Origin of the sequence: Caulobacter sp. B11, assembly GCF_002737765.1 — a bacterium.
GTDB lineage: Bacteria > Pseudomonadota > Alphaproteobacteria > Caulobacterales > Caulobacteraceae > Caulobacter.
Window position 1 is genome coordinate 1 of the sequence record NZ_PEGG01000033.1, and the last position, 19,574, is coordinate 19,574.

Annotated in this window: 19 protein-coding genes and 4 pseudogenes; 9 read left to right on the forward strand and 14 right to left on the reverse strand. The window is 66.5% G+C overall.

What is annotated here, in order from left to right:
* The 4 genes from CSW58_RS02340 to CSW58_RS02345 form a co-directional block, all read left to right on the forward strand.
* A partial coding sequence (locus tag CSW58_RS02340) for a CinA family protein (RefSeq protein ID WP_143755050.1) occupies positions 1-155 on the forward strand: 155 nt, incomplete at its 5' end.
* On the forward strand, positions 156-350 hold the full coding sequence (locus CSW58_RS14680; protein ID WP_236627602.1) for a hypothetical protein: 195 nt from the start codon (positions 156-158) through the stop codon (positions 348-350).
* 2 nt (positions 351-352) lie between these two features.
* The gene (locus CSW58_RS14685; RefSeq protein ID WP_236627604.1) at positions 353-481 is read left to right on the forward strand and encodes a hypothetical protein; all 129 of its coding nucleotides are present in this window, start codon (positions 353-355) and stop codon (positions 479-481) included.
* A gap of 8 nt (positions 482-489) precedes the next feature.
* Positions 490-1,269, forward strand: coding sequence for an FUSC family protein (locus CSW58_RS02345; protein WP_236627603.1), 780 nt, complete (start codon positions 490-492; stop codon positions 1,267-1,269).
* On the opposite strand, the gene CSW58_RS02350 is transcribed toward CSW58_RS02345, so the two are convergent.
* Together CSW58_RS02350 and lipA are read right to left on the reverse strand one after the other, a co-directional pair.
* Positions 1,266-1,730 carry a type II toxin-antitoxin system RatA family toxin gene (locus CSW58_RS02350; protein ID WP_099446152.1) on the reverse strand — a complete coding sequence of 155 codons (465 nt, stop codon included), beginning with the start codon at positions 1,728-1,730 and terminating at the stop codon, positions 1,266-1,268. The genes CSW58_RS02345 and CSW58_RS02350 overlap by 4 nt on opposite strands.
* Before the next feature lie 5 nt (positions 1,731-1,735).
* On the reverse strand, positions 1,736-2,722 hold the full coding sequence (gene lipA / locus CSW58_RS02355) for a lipoyl synthase (protein WP_099446153.1): 987 nt from the start codon (positions 2,720-2,722) through the stop codon (positions 1,736-1,738).
* A gap of 83 nt (positions 2,723-2,805) precedes the next feature.
* Between lipA and CSW58_RS02360 the strand changes: the two genes are divergently transcribed.
* From CSW58_RS02360 to CSW58_RS02370, 3 genes are all read left to right on the forward strand, one after another.
* Entirely contained in the window at positions 2,806-3,900 is a 1,095-nt protein-coding gene (locus CSW58_RS02360; protein WP_099446154.1) for an alpha/beta fold hydrolase, read from the forward strand.
* Positions 3,901-3,992: 92 nt separating this feature from the next.
* The gene (locus CSW58_RS02365) at positions 3,993-5,546 is read left to right on the forward strand and encodes an AMP-binding protein (protein WP_099446155.1); all 1,554 of its coding nucleotides are present in this window, start codon (positions 3,993-3,995) and stop codon (positions 5,544-5,546) included.
* A 22-nt stretch (positions 5,547-5,568) separates the two neighbouring features.
* The gene (locus CSW58_RS02370; protein WP_099446165.1) at positions 5,569-5,964 is read left to right on the forward strand and encodes a DoxX family protein; all 396 of its coding nucleotides are present in this window, start codon (positions 5,569-5,571) and stop codon (positions 5,962-5,964) included.
* Positions 5,965-6,043: 79 nt separating this feature from the next.
* Here the strand turns inward: CSW58_RS02370 and lpdA are convergent.
* The 7 genes and pseudogenes from lpdA to eno form a co-directional block, all read right to left on the reverse strand.
* Positions 6,044-7,449: pseudogene (gene lpdA, locus CSW58_RS02375) on the reverse strand (dihydrolipoyl dehydrogenase).
* Positions 7,450-7,524: 75 nt separating this feature from the next.
* Positions 7,525-8,001, reverse strand: a complete 477-nt coding sequence (locus CSW58_RS02380; RefSeq protein ID WP_099446156.1) for a glutathione peroxidase — start codon at positions 7,999-8,001, stop codon at positions 7,525-7,527.
* 125 nt (positions 8,002-8,126) lie between these two features.
* Positions 8,127-9,403, reverse strand: a pseudogene (locus tag CSW58_RS02385) (pyruvate dehydrogenase complex dihydrolipoamide acetyltransferase).
* Positions 9,404-9,564: 161 nt separating this feature from the next.
* Positions 9,565-10,898, reverse strand: a pseudogene (locus tag CSW58_RS02390) (pyruvate dehydrogenase complex E1 component subunit beta).
* Between the two features lie 14 nt (positions 10,899-10,912).
* The gene (pdhA, locus tag CSW58_RS02395) at positions 10,913-11,944 is read right to left on the reverse strand and encodes a pyruvate dehydrogenase (acetyl-transferring) E1 component subunit alpha (protein ID WP_099446158.1); all 1,032 of its coding nucleotides are present in this window, start codon (positions 11,942-11,944) and stop codon (positions 10,913-10,915) included.
* Between the two features lie 162 nt (positions 11,945-12,106).
* Positions 12,107-12,403, reverse strand: a complete 297-nt coding sequence (locus tag CSW58_RS02400; RefSeq protein ID WP_099446159.1) for a septum formation initiator family protein — start codon at positions 12,401-12,403, stop codon at positions 12,107-12,109.
* 331 nt (positions 12,404-12,734) lie between these two features.
* Positions 12,735-14,015, reverse strand: coding sequence for a phosphopyruvate hydratase (gene eno, locus CSW58_RS02405; RefSeq protein ID WP_099446160.1), 1,281 nt, complete (start codon positions 14,013-14,015; stop codon positions 12,735-12,737).
* A 113-nt stretch (positions 14,016-14,128) separates the two neighbouring features.
* Here eno and CSW58_RS02410 point away from each other — a divergent pair.
* Positions 14,129-14,881 (forward strand): annotated as a pseudogene (locus CSW58_RS02410) (enoyl-CoA hydratase); the annotation flags it as partial.
* Between the two features lie 15 nt (positions 14,882-14,896).
* Here CSW58_RS02410 and CSW58_RS02415 read toward each other — a convergent pair.
* The 4 genes from CSW58_RS02415 to secG all read right to left on the reverse strand — a co-directional run bounded on the left by CSW58_RS02415 (position 14,897) and on the right by secG (position 18,532).
* Entirely contained in the window at positions 14,897-15,889 is a 993-nt protein-coding gene (locus CSW58_RS02415; RefSeq protein ID WP_099446166.1) for a retroviral-like aspartic protease family protein, read from the reverse strand.
* 177 nt (positions 15,890-16,066) lie between these two features.
* Entirely contained in the window at positions 16,067-16,249 is a 183-nt protein-coding gene (rpmF, locus tag CSW58_RS02420) for a 50S ribosomal protein L32 (RefSeq protein ID WP_099446161.1), read from the reverse strand.
* Between the two features lie 116 nt (positions 16,250-16,365).
* Positions 16,366-18,018, reverse strand: coding sequence for a CTP synthase (locus CSW58_RS02425; protein WP_099446162.1), 1,653 nt, complete (start codon positions 18,016-18,018; stop codon positions 16,366-16,368).
* Positions 18,019-18,094: 76 nt separating this feature from the next.
* On the reverse strand, positions 18,095-18,532 hold the full coding sequence (gene secG / locus CSW58_RS02430) for a preprotein translocase subunit SecG (RefSeq protein WP_099446163.1): 438 nt from the start codon (positions 18,530-18,532) through the stop codon (positions 18,095-18,097).
* Between the two features lie 129 nt (positions 18,533-18,661).
* Here secG and CSW58_RS02435 point away from each other — a divergent pair, with 129 nt between their 5' ends.
* Positions 18,662-19,180, forward strand: coding sequence for a GNAT family N-acetyltransferase (locus CSW58_RS02435; RefSeq protein ID WP_099446164.1), 519 nt, complete (start codon positions 18,662-18,664; stop codon positions 19,178-19,180).
* Positions 19,181-19,186: 6 nt separating this feature from the next.
* On the opposite strand, the gene CSW58_RS02440 is transcribed toward CSW58_RS02435, so the two are convergent.
* Positions 19,187-19,574 (reverse strand): triose-phosphate isomerase (locus CSW58_RS02440; protein ID WP_143755051.1); only part of this gene is annotated, 388 nt, incomplete at its 5' end.

Here is a 19,574-nt window from a genome sequence, read left to right on the forward strand (position 1 = left end):
CCCTGAAGCCTGTCGGCACGGTGCATTTCGCGGTCGCCCGCGCCAACCGTTCGGTCGTCCACCGCCACGAGTTGTTCGCCGGCGAAACCCGGCAAGGCGTGCAGTTGGCGGCGGTGCGAACGGCGCTGGAGATGCTGCGAGAGGCGGTTTCCTAGGTGCCAGAGGCCGGCCCAGGCGACTGGCGGCGTTTCGTCGGCGCGGACCTGTCGCGCAGGGCCCTGGCCGCCGCCGGGGCGCGCAAGAGTGAACTGCGCCACGCCACCCGCGTCTCCGCCGCCGTGCTGGCGGCCTATCTGCTGAGCAGCCTGCTTCACCTGCCCAGGGCTATTGGGCGGTGTTCACGGCGGTGATCGTGGTCCAGGCCAGCCTCGGCGCGACCATCGCCGCTTCGATCGAACGGTTTCTGGGAACCGTGGTCGGCGCGGCGGGGGCGCGGCGGCGGCCTATGTTCATACCCTCTATCCCGACTGGGGCGGCCTGATCCTGGCCGTGACCGCCGCCCTTCTAGCCTTCCTGGCGGCGGTGCGCCCGGCCTTCAAGGTGGCCCCCGTCACGGCGGTGATCATGTTGATCGGCACGACCAACCATCTGGAGCCCCTGACCGCCGCCTTCTTCCGCGTGGCCGAGATTACGGTCGGCAGTCTGGTCGGGGTGGCCGCGACCCTGCTGATCTTCCCCGCCCGCGCCCACGCCTCGGTGGTGAGCGGCGTTCAGGAAATCGCTGGCCAGTTGGCGGGACTGCTGGACCACTATGCCCTGAAGCTGCGCGGCGGTCCGACCGACCTGGACCCGCGCCAGGCCTATGACGACCTGCTGAAAGCCCTGACCAAGCTGCAGTCGGCCATGACCGAGGCCGGTCGTGAAAGCGCCAGCCGCCTCAGTGACGTGACCGCGCCGGATGCCCTGCCCCGCACGCTCTGGCGGATCCGCAATGACGCGGTGATGGTCGGCCGCGCCCTGCGTGAACCCCTGCCCACGGCCGGCTTGACCCTGCAGGCGGCCGCCATGGTCAAGGCCTGCGCCGAATTTCTGCGAGACACCGCCGCGAGCCTGGGCGGCGGCGCGCGTCCCGATCGGATCGCCTTCGCGCAACTGCACCAGGCCTTTCAGACCGCCGTCGAGGCCCTGCGCGACAGCGGCGCGACCAAGGCCCTGGCCTTCGATGACGCCGCGCGGGTGTTTGGCCTGGTGTTCGCGATCGAGAATCTGTTTGGCAATCTGGGCGACCTCGCTGATCGGGTCGAGGAGACGGTCGGCTTGCGAACCTAGGCGTCCGGCGCTTTGCGCTCGCCGTAGATCACCCGCGCGCGGTCCTCGAAACAGCCGATCAGCTTGGCCGCGGCGCGATCCAGATTGGCCGCCAGCAGTCCGTCGAGCATCCGCGACTTGAAGGCGAAGTCGATGACGAACTCGATCGAGACCCCGTCAGGATGGGCCGTGAAGGTCCAGCGGTTGGAGAGCCGTTTGAACGGCCCGTACAGCAGACTGACATCAACGGTCAGGGCCTGGCTGTCGCGCCGCACCCGGGTGGCGAACTTCTCGCGCAGGAACGAGAACCCGACCTGGGCCTCGGCGTCGAGGGTGCTGACCGTCCCGTCCACCCGGCCATTCCAGGTGCGCATGGCGGTGATCCACGGCACGAACTGCGGATAGGCCTCGACGTCGCCGACCAGGCTGAACATCTGTTCGGGCGCATAGGGCAGCACCCGGGTGACGACATGGCGGTGCAAGGCGGCTAGGCCCGGGCGTCAAGGGCCCGGCGGGCCGCCTGCAGCTTGGCGAAGTCCTCGCCCGCATGGTGCGACGAGCGGGTCAGGGGGCTGGCCGAGACCATCAGGAACCCCTTGGCCCGGGCGATCGCCTCATAGGCCTTGAACTCCTCCGGGGTCACGAACCGGTCGACGGCGGCGTGCTTGCGGGTCGGCTGCAGATACTGGCCGATGGTCAGGAAATCGACCCCGGCGCTGCGCATGTCGTCCATCACCTGCATGACCTCTTCCTTGGCCTCGCCGAGACCGACCATCAGGCCGGACTTGGTGAACTGGGTCGGGTCACGCTCCTTGACGCGCTCGAGCAGGCGCAGGGAGTTGTAGTAGCGGGCGCCCGGACGGATCTTCAGATAGAGGCGCGGCACGGTTTCGAGGTTGTGGTTGAAGACGTCCGGTCGAGCGTCGATGACCACGTTCTCGGCCCGGTCCTTGCGCAGGAAGTCGGGGGTCAGGATCTCGATGGTCGTCCCAGGCGCGGCGGCGCGGATGGCCAGGACGACCTCGGCGAAATGCTGGGCTCCGCCGTCGGCCAGGTCGTCGCGGTCCACCGAGGTGATGACCACGTGCTTGAGGCCCATCTTGGCGACGGCCTCGGCCACCCGGCGCGGCTCGTCGGCGTCCAGGGCGTTGGGCAGGCCGGTCGCGACATTGCAGAAGGCGCAGGCCCGCGTGCAGATCTCGCCCATGATCATCATGGTGGCGTGCTTCTGGCTCCAGCACTCGCCGATATTGGGGCAGGCCGCCTCTTCGCACACCGTGGTCAGCTTGTGGTCGCGCACGATGCTGCGGGTTTCGTTATAGCCTGGCGACCCTGGCGCGCGGACGCGCAGCCACTCAGGCTTGCGCAGCACCGGCGTGTCGGGGCGGTTCTGCTTTTCAGGGTGGCGAACCGCGCGATCCCCGGGGGGGGTCTCGGGACCACGGGCGCTCAACGTGTCGATCAGGGTGACCATAATGGCCTAGATCGGACTTCTTGGGCCCCGGATCAAGCACGCGATCTTGCATCCGGAGCAAAGGCGCGAAAAGAGTGCAGACGATGCGTCGCCGTCTGCTCGCCTGCCTGTTGATGTTGAGCCTCGTGGCCTGCGGCGACGACGGCGTTCGCGCGCCCTTCGCCGAGAGCCGGCCGCCGCCATCTCTATCGGGTGAGTTCCTGGCTCCGCTGGGTTGGGCCTGGGGCTATCTGGCGGTGGGCGCGGCGCCCGTGCAGCGCTACGGCGTCTCGGCCCCGCCGGTCGCGCCGCGCGCCCAGATCCTGATCCTGCCCGGTTACGGCGAATCGGCCGAACTGTGGTTCGAAACCGCCCGGGATCTTAATCAACGCGGCTACACCACCTGGATCCTCGACCGACAGGGCCAGGGCGGTTCGCAGCGCCTGGCGTTCCAGCGTGATGTCGGCCACGTCGTCAGTTTCGCGCCCGACGTCACGGCGGTGAAGGCCATGGTCAAGGCGGTGATTCGCCCTAACGGCCGCACGCCGCTGATCCTGCTGGCCCATGGCGACAGCGGGCTGGTGGCCTTACGGGCCCTTGAGGAAGGCCTGGGGGTGGACGCGGCGATCCTTTCGGCGCCCAGCCTCGACCTGACCGCCCTGCCCCGACCCAAGGCCCAGCTCGTGCCGGCGGCGCGGTGGGCGCGGCGGCTGCGGCTGGGCTTCCTGCGTGACCCGGCGAGCGCCGGCTGGCGGCGTCAGGGCCCCGACGCCCACGCCGAGGGCCTGACCCACGATCCGAGGCGCGGAGCCGTTGGCCAGGCGTGGCAGCTGGCCAATCCGGACCTCAGAATGGGCGCGCCGAGCCTGGGCTGGTACGCGGCCTATTATGACGCCCTCGACGCGGTCGGACATGACCTCAAGGCGGTGAAAGCTCCGGTGGCCGTGCTGACGGCGGACAAGGACGGGGCGACCCGGAACTCCGCCGCCTCGCAGGTCTGCGCGGCCCTGACCGCCTGCGTCCAGACTCGCTTCCCCGGGGCAGGCCACGCCATCCACCTGGAAACCGACGCGCGGCGCGATCCTTGGTTGGCGGCCGTGGAAACAGTCGTCCGCGCGCGGATCGAAGCCAACACGCCCGGGCTCGGCCGCAGACCGCCCGGTGTCTCGGAAGATGTCGACGCCGTTCACGGACTGTAACGCGACTTTGCAAACCCGCCCGGCGCCGCTAGGCTCGCCCCTCAATCGAACGAGGGCGCGCCAAAGCGTCCTGCGCGGGAGGTTTCGCCGGCATGCCGGTAGTTTTTAAAGCAGAAGACGGCCAGAAGGCCCTCTTCGACGCCCTGATCGACGCCCGGGACAAGTACGGCGCCAAGAAGCCCATCCTGGAGGACCAGGATCGCAATCCCCTCAGCTATACTGATCTGATCCGGGCCAGCTTTGCGTTGGGCCGCAAGATCGCGGCCATGACCAAGCCCGGTGAGCATGTCGGCGTGCTGCTGCCCTCGGGCTCGGCCGCGGTGGTGACCTTTTTCGCCCTGCATGCGTTCGGCCGGGTGCCGACCATGCTGAACTTCACGGCGGGACTGCGCAATATGAAAGCCGCCTGCAAGCTGGCCAAGGTCGAGCGGGTGCTGACCGCCCACAAGTTCATTGAACTCGGCAATCTGCACGACATCGTCGACGCGCTCGAAACCCAGACCACGGTGACCTATCTGGAGGATGTGCGCGAGACGATCGGCCTGGCCGACAAGCTGTTCGCCGCCGCCGCCGGACTGTTTCCCCGTCAGTTTCGCGCCCCGGCCAAGCCTTCGGACAAGGCTGTGGTGCTGTTCACCTCCGGCAGCTTCGGCGCGCCGCGCGGGGTGGTGCTGACCCAGGCCAACCTGGTGTCGAACGCCAAGCAGATCGCCGCCCATATCGACCTGGATCCGGCCTGGGTGATGTTCAATCCCCTCCCGGTGTTCCACTGTTTCGGCCTGACGGGCGGCGTGATCCTGCCGCTGCTGGAGGGCATGAAGGCCTTCCAGTATCCCTCGCCCCTGCACACCAAGCAGATCCCCGCCCTGGTCAAGGACGTCGGCGCCTCGGTGCTGTTCGCCACCGACACCTTCCTCAACCACTATGCGCGCGCGTCCGACAGCGACGAGCTTTCGGGCCTGAAGTTTGTGGTCTGTGGTGCTGAAAAGGTTAGGGAAGAGACCCACAACCTTATCCAGGAACGCTTCGGTCCCGTGCCGGTCCTCGAGGGCTATGGCGCCACCGAGGCTTCGCCGGTGATCGCGGTCAACAAGCCCACCGACAACCGTCGCGGCACGGTCGGCGGCCTGCTGCCCGGCCAGGAGTGGCGGATCGAGCCGGTCGAGGGCATCCCCGAGGGCGGCCGCCTGCTGGTGCGTGGTCCCAACATCATGGCCGGCTATCTGCGCGAGGACGGCGGCGTCGACGCGCCTGAGGGCGGCTGGCACGATACCGGCGACGTCGTCTCGATGACCGACGACCTGTGGATCACCATCAAGGGCCGGGTGAAGCGCTTTGCCAAGATCGGCGGCGAGATGGTGTCGCTGACCGCGGCCGAGGACCTCGCCTCGGCGGTCTGGCCCGACGGCCGTCACGCGGTCATCGCCATGCCCGACAAGAAAAAGGGCGAAAAGCTGGTGCTGGTCACCGACCGCCAGGACGCCGCCGTCACCTCGCTGGTGGCTCACGCCCAGAGCGTCGGCGCGCCGGAGCTGTCTGTCCCCCGCAAGATCCTCAAGGTGCTGGAAGTGCCAGTGCTCGGCAGCGGCAAGACAGACTATGTCGCTATCCAGCGGATGGCTGACCAGGACGCGAGGGCCGCCTAGAGACGGCCAACAGGAGGGATCCCTGGAGCGATTGCTGATGTGGGCGCCGCGGGTGCTTAGCCTGCTGCGGATCATCGCCGCCCTGCTGTTCATGGAGCATGGCCTGATGAAGGCCTTTCAGTTTCCGGCCGCCCAGCCGAACGCGCCCGATCCCCTGCCGCCGATTCTGGTGGCCGCCGCATGGCTCGAAATTGTCGGCGGCGGACTGCTTGTCGTGGGGCTGTTCACCCGGCCCGTGGCGTTCATCCTGTCGGGTATGATGGCTGTGGCCTATTTCGCCGCTCACGCCTCAGGAGGCTTCTGGCCCGCCCTGAACGGCGGCGAAGCGGCGATCCTGTTCTGTTTTGTGTTCCTGTACCTGGTGTTCACCGGACCGGGCGAATGGAGCCTGGACGCCCAACTGCGCAAACGGCCCTAGGTCGCTCCTTCGTCAGCGAGCAAAAGAATGGGCGGCGCTTGTGAAAGCGCCGCCCTTTTCCGTTCTGGATCGCCCAACCCTAGATGTGCAGGACCCGACCAAAGGCGTCCAGCGCGGCCTCATGCATGGCCTCGGACATGGTCGGATGGGCGTAGACCGTGTTGAACAGGTCTTCCTCGGTGGCTTCCAGGGTAATGGCGGTGACGAACCCCTGGATCATCTCGGTGACCTCGTGGCCGATCATGTGGGCGCCGATCAGGGCGCCGGTCTTGGCGTCGAACACCGTCTTGACGAAGCCCTCGGTCTCGCCGGCGGCCACGGCCTTGCCATTGACCTTGAACGGGAAGCGCCCGGCCTTGACCTCGAACCCGGCCTCCTTGGCGCCGGCTTCGGTGTAGCCCACCGAGGCGACCTGCGGATTGGCGTAGGTGCAACCCGGAATCGGCGAATGGACATTGGCGGTCTTGAAACCGGCGATGTGCTCGACGCAGTGGATGCCCTCGTGACTGGCCTTGTGGGCCAGCCAGGGCGCGCCGGCCACGTCGCCGATGGCGTAGAGGCCAGGGACGTTGGTTTCGCCGTACTTGGTGTTCTTGACGTGGCCACGATCGAGCACCAGGCCCAGGGCCTCGACGCCCATACCGTCGGTATTGGGCACGATGCCCACCGCCACGATGCACTTCTCGGCCGTCAGGGCCTCGGCCTTGCCGCCAACCTCGACCGCGACCGAGACGCCGTCCCTGGTCTTGTCGATGCGGGTCACCTTGGCCCCGATGCGGAAGGTGATGCCGCGCTTCTCGAACGCCTTCTGGGCGGCCTTGGATACTTCAGCATCTTCGACCGGCATGATGCGGTCGACGGCCTCGACCACGGTCACCTCGGCCCCGAGGGCGCGATAGAAGCTGGCGAACTCGATGCCGATGGCGCCCGAGCCGATCACCACCAGGGACTTGGGCATGGCCTTGGGCGCCAGGGCGTCGCGATAGGTCCAGATCTTGTCGCCGTCCGAGACCGCGCCGATGGCCGGGATATTGCGGGCCCGGGCTCCCGTGGCCAGGATCACCGAAGTCGCTTGCACCGTGCGGCTGCCGCCGGCCTTGAGGGCGATGACGACCTTCGGGGCGGGGCGCCCTTCTCGAGCTTGGCGTCGCCCTCGATCACCTCGATCTTGTGCTTCTTCATCAGGAAGGCGATTCCGCCCGACATGGTCTTGGCCACGCCGCGCGAACGATCGATGATCTTGCCGAAGTCGAAGGCCGGCTTGTCGACCGACAGGCCGTAGCTGCCCAGATGCGACAACTGCTCGAACAACTCGCCCGACTTCAACAGCGCCTTGGTGGGAATACAGCCCCAGTTGAGGCAGATGCCGCCCAGGGCCTCGCGCTCGACGATGGCCGTCTTCAGCCCGAGTTGGCTGGCCCGGATCGCGGCCACATAGCCGCCGGGGCCGGAGCCGATCACGACAAGATCAAATTCGGTGGACATGGTTTCGAACCCTGGCTTGTTCGCCCGCGGGGAGGCCGGCGACGTCGATCGGCCGGCAAGCACGCCGGACGGGGATTAGAGCAGCGACTCGACCGCGACCTTCAGGTCTTCGGGCTTGGTGGTGGGCGGGAAGCGCTCGACGACCGCGCCGTCACGGTCGACCAGGAACTTGGTGAAGTTCCACTTGATCCCCTCGGTGCCCAGGACGCCCTTCTGCTGCTTTTTCAGGAAGGCATAGAGCGGATGGGCCGAGGGGCCGTTGACCTCGATCTTGGCCAGCATCGGAAAGGTCACGTCGTAGGTCAGCGAGCAGAAGCTGGCGATCTCCTCGGCGTCGCCCGGTTCCTGGGCCCCGAACTGGTTGCAAGGGAAGCCCAGGATCACCAGGCCCTTGTCCTTGTAGGCGCGATACAGCGCCTCAAGCCCCTCGAACTGCGGAGTGAAGCCGCACTTGCTGGCGGTGTTGACGATCAGGATCACCTGACCGCGATAGTCCGCCAGGCTGACATCCTGGCCGGTCAGCGTCTTGGCGGCATAGTCATAGATCGACATGGCAAGGTCTCCGGAGGCGGCCCTCGCCCCGGAACAGGCTCAGGACGAAGGTGACTGAAGCGGCGGTCGAAAGCCTCGTCCTGACCGGACAGGCCGGGAAAACAGGAGGCGTTCGATGCCGTCGATCAGACGAGCAAGGTCAGGGGTTCTTCGATCAAGGGCTTGAAGGCCGCCAGGAAGCGCGCGCCGATCGCGCCGTCGACCACGCGGTGATCGCAGGTCAGGGTCACGGTCATGACGGTGGCCACGGCCAGCTGGCCGTTCTTGACCACGGCCCGCTGCTCGCCCGCGCCGACGCTCATGATCGCGCCCTGCGGCTCGTTGATGATCGAGGCGAAGGCCTTGATGCCGAACATGCCGAGGTTGGAGACCGAGAAGGTGCCGCCCTGGAATTCCTCGGGCTTGAGCTTCTTGGCCTTGGCGCGGGCGGCCAGGTCCTTCACCTCGGCCGAGATCTGGGCCAGGCCCTTGGTCTCGGCGGCGCGAACGATCGGGGTGATCAGGCCGCCGTCAATGGCCACGGCCACGGCGATGTCGGCATGCTTGTGCATGGCGATGCCTTCGGGCGTGTAGGAGGCGTTGGCCTCCGGCACGCGCTTGAGGGCCACGGCCACGGCCTTGATGATGATGTCATTGACCGACACCTTCACGCCCTGGCTTTCCAGCAGGCTGTTGATCTTGCCGCGCGCCGCCAGCAGGCCGTCGATCTCGAGATCGATGGTCAGGGGGAAATGCGGCACGTCGCGGAAGCTGTCGGTCAGGCGGCGGGCGATGGTCTTGCGCATGCCATCCAGCGGAATCAGATCGTAGGAGCCGGCGGGGATGCCCATCTGCTCGAGCGACAAGACCTGGCGCGGAGCCGTGGCGACCGACGCTGAGGCGACGGCGGCGGCCTTGGCCGGCGCGGCGTCGCCCTTGCCTGCGGCCTCGATGTCGGCCTTGACCACCCGGCCGTGGGGCCAGTGCCCTTGACCGACTTCAGGTCCAGGCCGGCGGCCTGGGCCAGACGGCGCGCCAGGGGCGAGGCGAAAACCCTGTCGCCAGCAGAGGCGGCCAAGGCGACTGGCGCCGCAATGGCGGGCGCGGCCTGGACCGGCGCGGCGGGCGTCGGCGCAGCTTGGGCGGCGGGGGCCTTCGCCGGCGGCGGCGCCGGGCTGTCGCCCTCGCCCGCCAGCTTGGCGATCAGGGCGTTGACCTTGACGTTCTCAGTGCCGGCCTCGACCAGGATGGCCTCGACCACGCCTTCGTCGACGGCCTCGACTTCCATCGTCGCCTTGTCAGTCTCGATCTCGGCGATCACGTCGCCGGCCTTGACGGTGTCGCCCACCTTCACGTGCCACTTGGCGAGGGTCCCCTCCTCCATGGTGGGCGACAGGGCGGGCATCAGGATGTCGATCGACATTGAGTGTCTTCCTCAAGCGTTCGGGACGTAGTCGGCCGGGCCGTCGTCCGCTCGATCTCGCGCCGGGGCGAGGTTTTGGTCTTGGCCGAAGTCGGAACGGCTCACGGCCGACAGGTATGCAGCGATCAACGCCGTCCCGCCAGACATGAGCCGCGCCGTCATCAGCGGTAGCAGACCTTCTTGGCCGCCGTGACGATCTTGTCGACCGACGGCAGCGAGAGGGCTTCCAGATTGGCCGCATAGGGCAGCGGCACGTCTTCCTGGTGAACCCGAAGCGGCGGGGCGTCCAGATAGTCGAAGCCGTGCTCGGTGATACGGGCGACGATCTCGGCGCCGACGCCCATCGGGCCCCAGCCTTCCTCGGCCGTCACGAGACGATTGGTCTTCTTGACGCTTTCCAGGATCGTGGCGTGGTCCATCGGGCGAATGGTCCGCAGATCGACGACCTCGGCGGAGATGCCGTCCTTGGCCAGTTCCTCGGCGGCCTTGAGGCAGAAGCCGACCATGCGGCTGTAGGCCACCAGGGTGACGTCCGTGCCTTCGCGGCGGACCTTGGCCTTGCCGATCGGCACGACGTAGTCCTCGACGTCCGGGATATCGAACTCGATGCCGTACATCATCTCGTGCTCGAGGAAGACGATCGGGTTCGGGTCGCGGATCGCGGCCTTCAGCAAACCCTTGGCGTCGGCCGCGTCATAGGGCGCAATGACCTTCAGGCCGGGAACATTGCCGTACCAGGCCGCGTAGTCCTGGCTGTGCTGGGCCCCGACGCGGCTGGCCGCGCCGTTGGGACCGCGGAACACGATCGACGACTTGATCTGGCCGCCGGACATGTAGAGCGTCTTGGCGGCCGAGTTGATGATGTGGTCGATCGCCTGCATGGCGAAGTTCCAGGTCATGAACTCGACGATCGGCTTCAGACCGGCCATCGCCGCCCCGACGCCCATGCCGGCGAAGCCGTGCTCGGTGATCGGGGTGTCGATGACGCGCCTGGCGCCGAACTCCTGCAGCAGGTCGCGGCTGACCTTGTAGGCGCCCTGGTACTGGGCGACTTCCTCGCCCATCAGGAACACGCGGTCGTCGCGACGCATCTCTTCGGCCATGGCGTCGCGCAGGGCGTCGCGCACGGTGATCTTCTTCATCGGCGTGCCGGCCGGGATCTCCGGGTCAGCGAAGCTCGAGGCGGCGGCGATCGGCTCGGCTGTCGCAACAACCGGCGCGCCCGCGGCCGCCGCTTGCGCGACGGGCGCGGGCGCTGACGCCGCGGCGCCGGCCTCACCCGCCAGGCGGGCGATCGGGGTGTTGACCTTGACGCTCTCGGAACCGGCGGCGATCAGGATCGCCTCGATCACGCCTTCGTCGACGGCCTCGACCTCCATGGTCGCCTTGTCGGTCTCGATCTCGGCGATCACGTCGCCGGCCTTGACGGTGTCGCCTTCCTTGACCAGCCATTTGGCCAGGGTGCCCTCTTCCATGGTCGGCGAGAGGCGGGCATGAGGATGTCCAGGCTCACTGGGCGGCCTCCAGATAGACGTCGGTATAGAGTTCGGACGGGTCCGGCTCGGGGCTGGTGCGGGCGAACTCGGCGGCCTCGGAGACGATGCGCTTGACCTCGGCGTCAATGCCCTTGAGGTCGTCCTCGGTGACGCCGGCCTCGGCCAGACGCTCCTTCAGATGGTCGATCGGATCGCGGGTCTTCTTGACCTCGTCGACCTCGTCCTTGGTCCGGTACTTGGCCGGGTCGGACATCGAGTGACCGCGATAGCGATAGGTCTTCATTTCGAGAATGTAGGGGCCCTGGCCCGTGCGGGCGTGCTCACTGGCGCGGGCGCCGGCTTCACGCACCGCCACCACATCCATGCCGTCGACTTCCTCGCCCGGGATCCGGAACGACGTTCCGCGCTTGTGGAAAGCGGTTTCCGAGGCCGAGCGCTCGACGCTGGTGCCCATGGCGTACTGGTTGTTCTCGATCACGTACACGACCGGCAGCTTCCACAGCTGGGCCATGTTGAAGCTCTCATAGACCTGGCCCTGATTGGCCGCGCCGTCGCCGAAATAGGCGTAGGAGACGTTGCCATTGCCCTTGTAGTGGTTGGCGAGCGCCAGCCCGGTGCCGAGCGCCACCTGGGCGCCCACGATGCCGTGGCCGCCATAGAAGCCGGTGGCGATGTCGAACATGTGCATCGAACCGCCCTTGCCCTTGGAGGAGCCGCCGGCCCGGCCCGTGAGCTCGGCCATGACTTCCTTGGGATCCATGCCCGCCGCCAGCATGTGGCCGTGGTCACGATAGCCGGTGATGATCTGGTCGCCCTTGTGCTGGATCGACTGCATGCCGACCGCGATGGCTTCCTGGCCGATATAGAGGTGGCAGAACCCGCCGATCAGACCCATGCCGTACAACTGCCCGGCGCGCTCCTCGAAGCGGCGGATCAGCAGCATGTCCTGATAGAATTTGAGAAGCTCTTCCTTGCCAACGACGTCGTTGACACCGGTGTCTGACGCCTTCCCCGAGGAGGCTTCACCCTTGCGCGTTCGCGCCATTAAACTCTCCCTGGCCCATCATGTTCGCGGACTCCATTCCAGAGCAATCGACCCTGAGGCCGGTTGGCTCCGCTAAGGAACGCTTATGTGCACGTCCAGATCAATCCACGGGATAACCGCGCCTCGACCACGCCAGTCTTACCGTTGAAACTTCGTGCCGACCTAGCGTTCGGTGCGGATCACGTAGTCCTTCGGATCGGCATAGCCCAGGAGCGAACGCGCGCGTTCTTCCAGGAGGTCCGCCGACAAACTGCCGCTGCGTAATAGACGAGCACGGGCCTCCAGGTCCATCCTCTCCGCGCGGATCTTCTTCAATTCCATGGTCTTGGCCGCAAGATCTGCATTGCGCTGCGACGTCGACAGCAGGCCGCGCTCCCCCGTCAACGCATGGAAAACGAAGTAGGTGATCAGCAAAAGCAGCGCCGCGGTCGGCAGGAAGGGTTGCAGTCGGGCGAACATCGATGATTCCCAGGAGGGCTCAAGGAGTATGCGACATCGTGCTTAACGCGTTCTAAATCGGCGACTTAGTCAAAAGCCCCGCCCTCCCCGACGAGGACGTGATCGGTGCTTTCGCACGAGACGGTTTCACCGGCATCTAGTTAGTGCGTCGCGGCGCCTGTCTCGCGACCGCGAAGCGTGGTTTCAGGCGCAACCATCTGGTCTTCCTGACGCTTTTAGAAAAAATGTGGTCCGGCCGGGACCAAAAACGCGAAGGGGCGACGCTCCGAGCCCGGAACGTCGCCCCCTGATCAGGTCCGGCGCGTCATAGGACGGCCGTTCTTCAGCGGAATCAGCGGCCCTTGAGCACCGAACGCCCGCCATAGACGGCCTGTTCGTCGAGCATCTGCTCTATGCGCAGCAATTGGTTGTACTTGGCCAGCCGGTCCGAACGGGCCAGGGACCCGGTCTTGATCTGACCGCAGTTCAGCGCGACGGCCAGGTCGGCGATGGTCGAATCCTCGGTCTCGCCCGAGCGGTGGCTCATGACGCTGGTATAGCCCGCGCGGTGGGCCATATCGACGGCGTCGATGGTTTCCGACAGCGTGCCGATCTGGTTGACCTTCACGAGGATCGAATTGGCGAGCCCCTTGTCCAGGCCCATCTGCAGGCGCTTGGGATTGGTCACGAACAGGTCGTCGCCGACCAGCTGAACCGTCTTGCCAAGCCTATCGGTCAGCAGCTTCCAGCCCTCGAAATCGTCCTCGGACATGCCGTCCTCGATCGACAGGATGGGGAACTTGCCGGCCAAGCCGGCCAGATAGTCGACCATCTGCGACGGATCCAGGCTCTTGCCCTCGCCTTCCAGCTCGTACTTGCCGTTCTTGAAGAACTCGGTGGCGGCGACGTCGAGACCCAGGACGAAATCCTCGCCCGCGCGATAGCCGGCGGCCTCGCCGGCCTTGATGATGAAGGCCAGGGCGTCCTCGGCCGAGCCGAGATTCGGCGCAAAGCCGCCCTCGTCGCCGACATTGGTGTTGTGGCCGGCGTCCTTCAGAGCCTTCTTCAGGCCATGGAAGATCTCGGCGCCCATCCGCAGCCCTTCGGAGAAGGTCGGCGCGCCGGTCGGCAGGATCATGAACTCCTGGATGTCGATCGGATTGTCGGCATGGGCGCCGCCATTGATGATGTTCATCATCGGCACCGGCAGGACGCGGGAATTGACCCCGCCGACGTACTTGTAGAGCGGCAGGCCGGCCGATTCCGCGGCGGCCTTGGCCGTGGCCAGGGAGACGCCGAGAATGGCGTTGGCGCCCAGACGAGCCTTGTTGGGCGTACCGTCCAGGTCGATCATCAGGGTATCGATGCGGCGCTGGTCCTCGGCGTCGACACCCGACAGGGCGTCGAAGATCTCGCCATTGACCGAGTCCACCGCCTGGCGAACGCCCTTGCCCAGATAGCGACCCTTGTCGCCGTCGCGCTTTTCCATCGCCTCGTGGGCGCCGGTCGAGGCGCCCGAGGGCACGGCGGCGCGGCCGAAGGCGCCATCCTCCAGAACGACGTCGACCTCGACCGTCGGATTGCCGCGGCTGTCGAGGATTTCGCGGGCGATGATGTCGACGATCTCGGTCATGGGGGCTCCTGTGGACGAAATGGCGCGGGAGCCTTAGCCGCCACGGCGGCGTCGCGCAACTTGACTTCCCTTCGGGAGGACAACTGATCCTGCGTCAGAAACTGGAGGACGCCATGCTCATCGTCGAACGTACCGGCCCGATCGCCCTCGTCACCCTCAACCGTCCCGAGGCGATGAACGCGCTCTCCAAGGCCCTCCGCGCGGCCCTCTATGCCGCGATGGTCGAGCTGGACGCCGATGACGAGGTCAGCGTGGTGATCCTGACCGGCGCGGGCGAGCGCGCCTTCACCGCCGGCCTGGACCTGAAGGAACTGGGCAGCGACCCCAAGGCGATGAGCGCCGCCAACGCCCAGGGCGGAGAGGCCAATCCCGTTCGGGCCGTCGAGCTGTGCCGCAAGCCGGTGATCGGCGCTATCAATGGGGTCGCCATCACCGGCGGCTTCGAGCTGGCCCTGGCCTGCGACGTGCTGATCGCGTCGGAGAACGCCCGCTTCGCCGACACCCACGCCCGGGTGGGGATCATGCCGGGCTGGGGCCTGTCGCAGAAGCTGTCACGGGTTGTGGCCCCTATCGGGCCAAGGAACTGTCCCTGACCGGCAATCCTCGACGCAGCGACGGCGGCCGACTGGGGCCTGGTCAACCGGGTCGTTCCCGCCGCGGATCTGTTGCCGACGGCGCTGCGCCTGGCGGCGGACATGGCCTCGATTCCCGTCGAAACCCTGGCCTTCTACAAGGCGCTGATCGACGAGGGCTACGGCCGCACCCTGCGCAAAGGCCTGGCGCTGGAGCACGAGCGCTCGAGCGCCCACAACATCACGGTCACGCCCCAATCGGTCGAGGCCCGCCGCGCCCAGATCCAGGCCCGGGACGCGGTCAATAGGTCAGGCGCTCAACACCGGGGCGTCGAGACCTTGACCGACTCGGAACCGGACATTCTTGCCGCCGAAATCCAGCTCGACCTTGGCGAACAGCTTCAGGACATCGGCGCCGATCAGCACCGCCGGCTTGTCGTTGAGGTTCCAGAAATTGAAGATATGCAGGTCGGCGAAGATCAGGGGCAGGTTGTCGATCCTCACGGCGCCCATCTGGACCTTGCGGACGATCCGGAATTCGCCGGGCGTCAGGTCGCCGGCCGCGCCCATCAATCGCACGGGCATGGACGGCGTGCTCTTGCTGAGCCGCAGGTTCACAGCCCGCGCAAGGGCGCCGTTGCCGATGCTGCCGCTCGCGCCGGAATCGATGAAAGCCTGGCACCGCACGCCGGCGATCCGGGCGTCAACAATGGTCAGCCTGCCAAAGCGGGAATCGGCCGACACGGCGATGTCGTGAGGGTTGCGGTAATCAATTCCCCGACTGCCGAAATCCCCCTCGCTGCGCTTGATCTCCAGGCGCTTGCGCTTGAAATCCATCACGACGTTCTGGCCCTGCAGAATGTCGACGCCCAGCAAGCCGTCCGCCCGCAGGCTTTCGAAGGGCAGCAGCGGCAGGACGCCGTCCTTCAACACCGTCTCACCAGCCACGACTCGGTCCACCGCCGCCGTTGGCGCCGGTCTGAAGCCGCCAACGCCGTGGACAATGACGTCTGGCCCCCGCGGGAGGAGCAGGCGATTGGCCAGCTCGACGGAAATTACGCTGCGATCCGCGCCCGTATCGACCACGAAGTCGAACGGACCCTGCCCGTTGATCGAGACCTCGACGGTCATGCGATCGGCGTCATCCAGTCCCGCGTCGAGCAGGATGGGCTCGTCCTGAAGCGCGAGGTTGGGGTCTGAGGCGTTGAGGGGGGGCGCGTGAGCGGTCGTGGTCTGACTGAAGGCCTTTCCGGCCATCCAGGACAGTCCCAAGCCTCCCGCCATGTTTCGGCGTGTGAGCATCGGCTATGCCTCCCTGCACTACCCCTAACACGTTTTCGACCCTGCGGTCGAAATGTCCGGACCCTGTCGTTTGGGTCGCGATCGTCCAGGACTGAAGACAAGGAAAAGGGCGGCGGTCTTGCGACCGCCGCCCTTGTTCAGACTGGCGCCCTCCGCCGCGGCGGAGACGGGAAGACCTTAGTCTTCCTTGGGGCTCAGGATCTGGCGGCCGTTATACAGGCCGGTCTTCAGGTCGACATGGTGCGGACGACGCAGTTCGCCCGAGTCCTTGTCCTCGATGAACGAGTTTGCGCCCAGGGCGTGGTGCGACCGGCGCATGTTCCGGCGAGAAGGCGAAGTTTTTCTTTTGGGAACGGCCATCGAAGTGACTCTGCGCGCTGAGCGTGAAAATTAGAGACGGCGACTCGGGAAGACCCAGGCCGCCGTGTGAGGGCGCGCTTATGCCTGAATCTCTTCAGACATGCAACAGCGCCAATTCAGACCAGTCTGCCCTGCTCTTTCGCCGCCGCGATGAAGCTGGCGAACAGGGGGTGTGGGGCGAAGGGACGGCTCTTCAGCTCGGGGTGGAACTGCACGCCGATGAACCAGGGATGGTCCTCGCGTTCGACGATTTCGGGCAGCACGCCGTCGGGCGAGCGCCCGGTCAGCTTGAGGCCTGATTCCTCCATCCGGTGGCTGTAGCCGATATTGACCTCATAGCGGTGCCTGTGGCGCTCGCTGATGGCCGTATCGCCATAGATGCCGGCCACCTTCGATCCGGGCGTCAGAACCGCGTCGAAGGCTCCCAGGCGCATGGTGCCGCCGAGGTCCTCGCCCTTGCGGCGCTCGACCCGCTCATTGCCCTTGATCCACTCGGTCATCAGGCCGACCACAGGGCGGTCCGTGGGGCCAAACTCGCTGGACGAGGCGTCGGTGATGCCGGCCACGTTGCGCAGGGTTTCGATGACCGCCATCTGCATGCCGAAACAGATGCCGAAATAGGGCACCTTGCGCTCGCGGGCGAACTGGGCGGCGCGGATCTTGCCCTCCGCGCCCCGCTCACCGAAGCCGCCGGGCACCATGATGGCGTTCGCGTTTTCGAGGCGGGCCGCGGCCGCGCCGGGATCGCCCTCGAAGGTCTCGCTCTCGACCCAGTCGAGATTGACCTTCACCTTGTTGGCCAGGCCGCCGTGATGCAGCGCCTCGATCAGCGACTTATAGGCGTCCTTCAGGACAGTATATTTGCCGACCACGGCGATGGTCACTTCGCCATCGGGGTGGTTGACGGTCTCTTCGATCGCTTCCCAACGCGACAGGTCGGGCTTTGGAGCGTCCTGCATGCCGAACACGTCCAGGACCTCGGCGTCGAGCCCTTCCTGGTGGTAATCGATCGGCACGGCGTAGATCGACGATGAGTCCATCGCCTGGATCACGGCGCTGGGCCGCACATTGCAGAACTGCGCGATTTTGCGCTTTTCCTCGACAGGGATCTCCTGCTCGCAGCGGCACAGCAGGATGTCGGGCTGGATGCCGATCGACCGCAGTTCCTTGACCGAGTGCTGGGTCGGCTTGGTCTTCATCTCGCCGGCCGTCTTGATGAACGGCAACAGGGTGAGGTGCACATAGCAGCTCTGGCCGCGCGGCAGGTCCTGGCGCAGCTGGCGGATGGCCTCGAAGAACGGCAGCCCCTCGATGTCGCCGACCGTGCCGCCGATCTCGACCAGCACGAAGTCGACGGGCTTCTCACCGGTCTCGTCCATCGCCGGAGACAGGACGAAGTCCTTGATCTCGTTGGTGACGTGCGGAATCACCTGGACGGTCGCGCCCAGATAGTCGCCGCGCCGCTCCTTCTCGATGATCGTCTTGTAGATCTGGCCGGTGGTGATGTTGTCGGCCTTGGTCGCCGACACGCCGGTGAAGCGCTCGTAGTGGCCAAGGTCGAGGTCCGTCTCTGCGCCGTCGTCGGTCACGAAGACCTCGCCGTGCTGATACGGGCTCATCGTGCCAGGATCGACGTTGAGATAAGGGTCGAGCTTACGAAGGCGAACCTTGTAGCCACGAGCCTGGAGGAGCGCTCCGAGCGCTGCGGAGGCGAGGCCTTTTCCCAGGGAGGAAACCACGCCCCCGGTGATGAAGATGTACCGGGTCATGGGCGCTCAGATTAGCCGTGATTCGTCAGCGTCGGCGAAAAGACCGACATTCATCAACAGGTTTTGGCTCAGGCCCTTATTGGGCGGGCGTCTGAGCGGGCGCCTGGGTGGTCGGAGCGGTCGGCAGCGGCGCGCCGAGGCTCGGAGTCGGGGCCTGGATCTGACCCGGCGCGGCGCTGTCGGGAGCCTGGCCCGCAGGCGCGGGCGCAACGGCAGGCGCGTTCAGGGTCTTGGTGTCCAGATCCTTCAGCTTCAGGCGGTCAACGACCGACTTCTCGCCACCCATGCGGCCCGTCAGGATCGTCAGCACCAGGCTGATGGTCAGGAAGATCGAGAACAGGATCCAGGTCGTGCGCGTCAGCAGGTCCCCGGCGCCGCGGGCGGTCATGAAGCCGCCACCGCCGCCACCGCCGCCCATGCCCAGGGCCCCACCCTCGGAGCGCTGCAGGAGCACGATCCCGATCAGCCCGAGGCAGACGATGATGTTGATGGCCAGCAGGACGCCGATAAGCATGTCTAATCTGATCTCGATCAGGGCGGCGAGCAGTCCCGCCGCGAAAAACGAAGCGGCCCCTCTATCACTCCGAGCGGCCGCACGCCATAGCTGGGAACGAACCTCGCCATCGCAAGACCGTCAGAGCGCATGATCCTCGAGACCGAACGCCTCAATCTGACGCCTTTGGCGATCGCCGACTCGCCGTTTCTCTATCGCTTCATGAGCGACGCGGAGGTGATGGCCCATTGGGATCGCCCGGCGATCGACGATCCCGACGCCGTCGACGCCGCCATCGCCGCCGAGATCGCGGAAATGGAGGCCGGGTCAGCGCTCTACTGGTCAACCCGGCTGCGGGCGGACGGCGCCTTTCTGGGCTATTGCGAACTGGTCGAGATCGATCGACGTCGCCACCAGGCCGAAATCGGGGTGATCATCGACCGTGACGCCTGGGGCCTGGGCTATGCGACCGAGGCCCTGGCCGCCGTGCTGGCCCATTGCGCTTCGCCTCTCGGCCTCAAGCGTCTGACCGCCCGCACCCACGTGGGCGACGGGCGGGCGGAACATCTGTTGCAGAAGCTGGGCTTCAAGCCGGGCGGCTATCTGAACGGCCACGTCGGCCGCGACGGCGAACGTCGCGACTGCCGGCTTTTCACCTTCGCGGTGTAGAACGCCTCAGGCTGCGTTGATGATCGCCAGGAAATCGACCGCCTTCAAGGAGGCCCCGCCGACCAGGGCGCCCCCGACCTCGGCGGTGCGCAGGATCTCGCCGGCGTTTTCGGGCTTCACCGATCCGCCGTAAAGGATCGGGACCGTTTCGCCGTGCTGCCCAAACTGCTCCACCAGAGTCGCCCGAATCGCCGCGTGCATCGCCGCGATATCGCCAAGGGTCGGCGTGCGGCCCGTACCGATGGCCCACACCGGTTCATAGGCCACCGCGAAGTCCTGGCCGGCCAACGCGGACGGGAGCGATCCGCGAACCTGGTCGGTCACGATCGTCTCGGCCTGCCCGGCGTTCCGTTGGGCCAGGGTTTCGCCGACACAGACGATGGGCTCTAGCCCG

Coding starts and splice junctions, on each gene's coding strand:
- lipA (WP_099446153.1), bottom strand. CDS start 2,722: ATGGTCACCCTGATCGACACGTTGAGCGCCCGTGGTCCCGAGACCCCC.
- CSW58_RS02360 (WP_099446154.1), top strand. CDS start 2,806: ATGCGTCGCCGTCTGCTCGCCTGCCTGTTGATGTTGAGCCTCGTGGCC.
- CSW58_RS02365 (WP_099446155.1), top strand. CDS start 3,993: ATGCCGGTAGTTTTTAAAGCAGAAGACGGCCAGAAGGCCCTCTTCGAC.
- CSW58_RS02380 (WP_099446156.1), bottom strand. CDS start 8,001: ATGTCGATCTATGACTATGCCGCCAAGACGCTGACCGGCCAGGATGTC.
- pdhA (WP_099446158.1), bottom strand. CDS start 11,944: ATGGCGCGAACGCGCAAGGGTGAAGCCTCCTCGGGGAAGGCGTCAGAC.
- CSW58_RS02400 (WP_099446159.1), bottom strand. CDS start 12,403: ATGTTCGCCCGACTGCAACCCTTCCTGCCGACCGCGGCGCTGCTTTTG.
- eno (WP_099446160.1), bottom strand. CDS start 14,015: ATGACCGAGATCGTCGACATCATCGCCCGCGAAATCCTCGACAGCCGC.
- CSW58_RS02415 (WP_099446166.1), bottom strand. CDS start 15,889: ATGCTCACACGCCGAAACATGGCGGGAGGCTTGGGACTGTCCTGGATG.
- rpmF (WP_099446161.1), bottom strand. CDS start 16,249: ATGGCCGTTCCCAAAAGAAAAACTTCGCCTTCTCGCCGGAACATGCGC.
- CSW58_RS02425 (WP_099446162.1), bottom strand. CDS start 18,018: ATGACCCGGTACATCTTCATCACCGGGGGCGTGGTTTCCTCCCTGGGA.
- secG (WP_099446163.1), bottom strand. CDS start 18,532: ATGCTTATCGGCGTCCTGCTGGCCATCAACATCATCGTCTGCCTCGGG.
- CSW58_RS02435 (WP_099446164.1), top strand. CDS start 18,662: ATGATCCTCGAGACCGAACGCCTCAATCTGACGCCTTTGGCGATCGCC.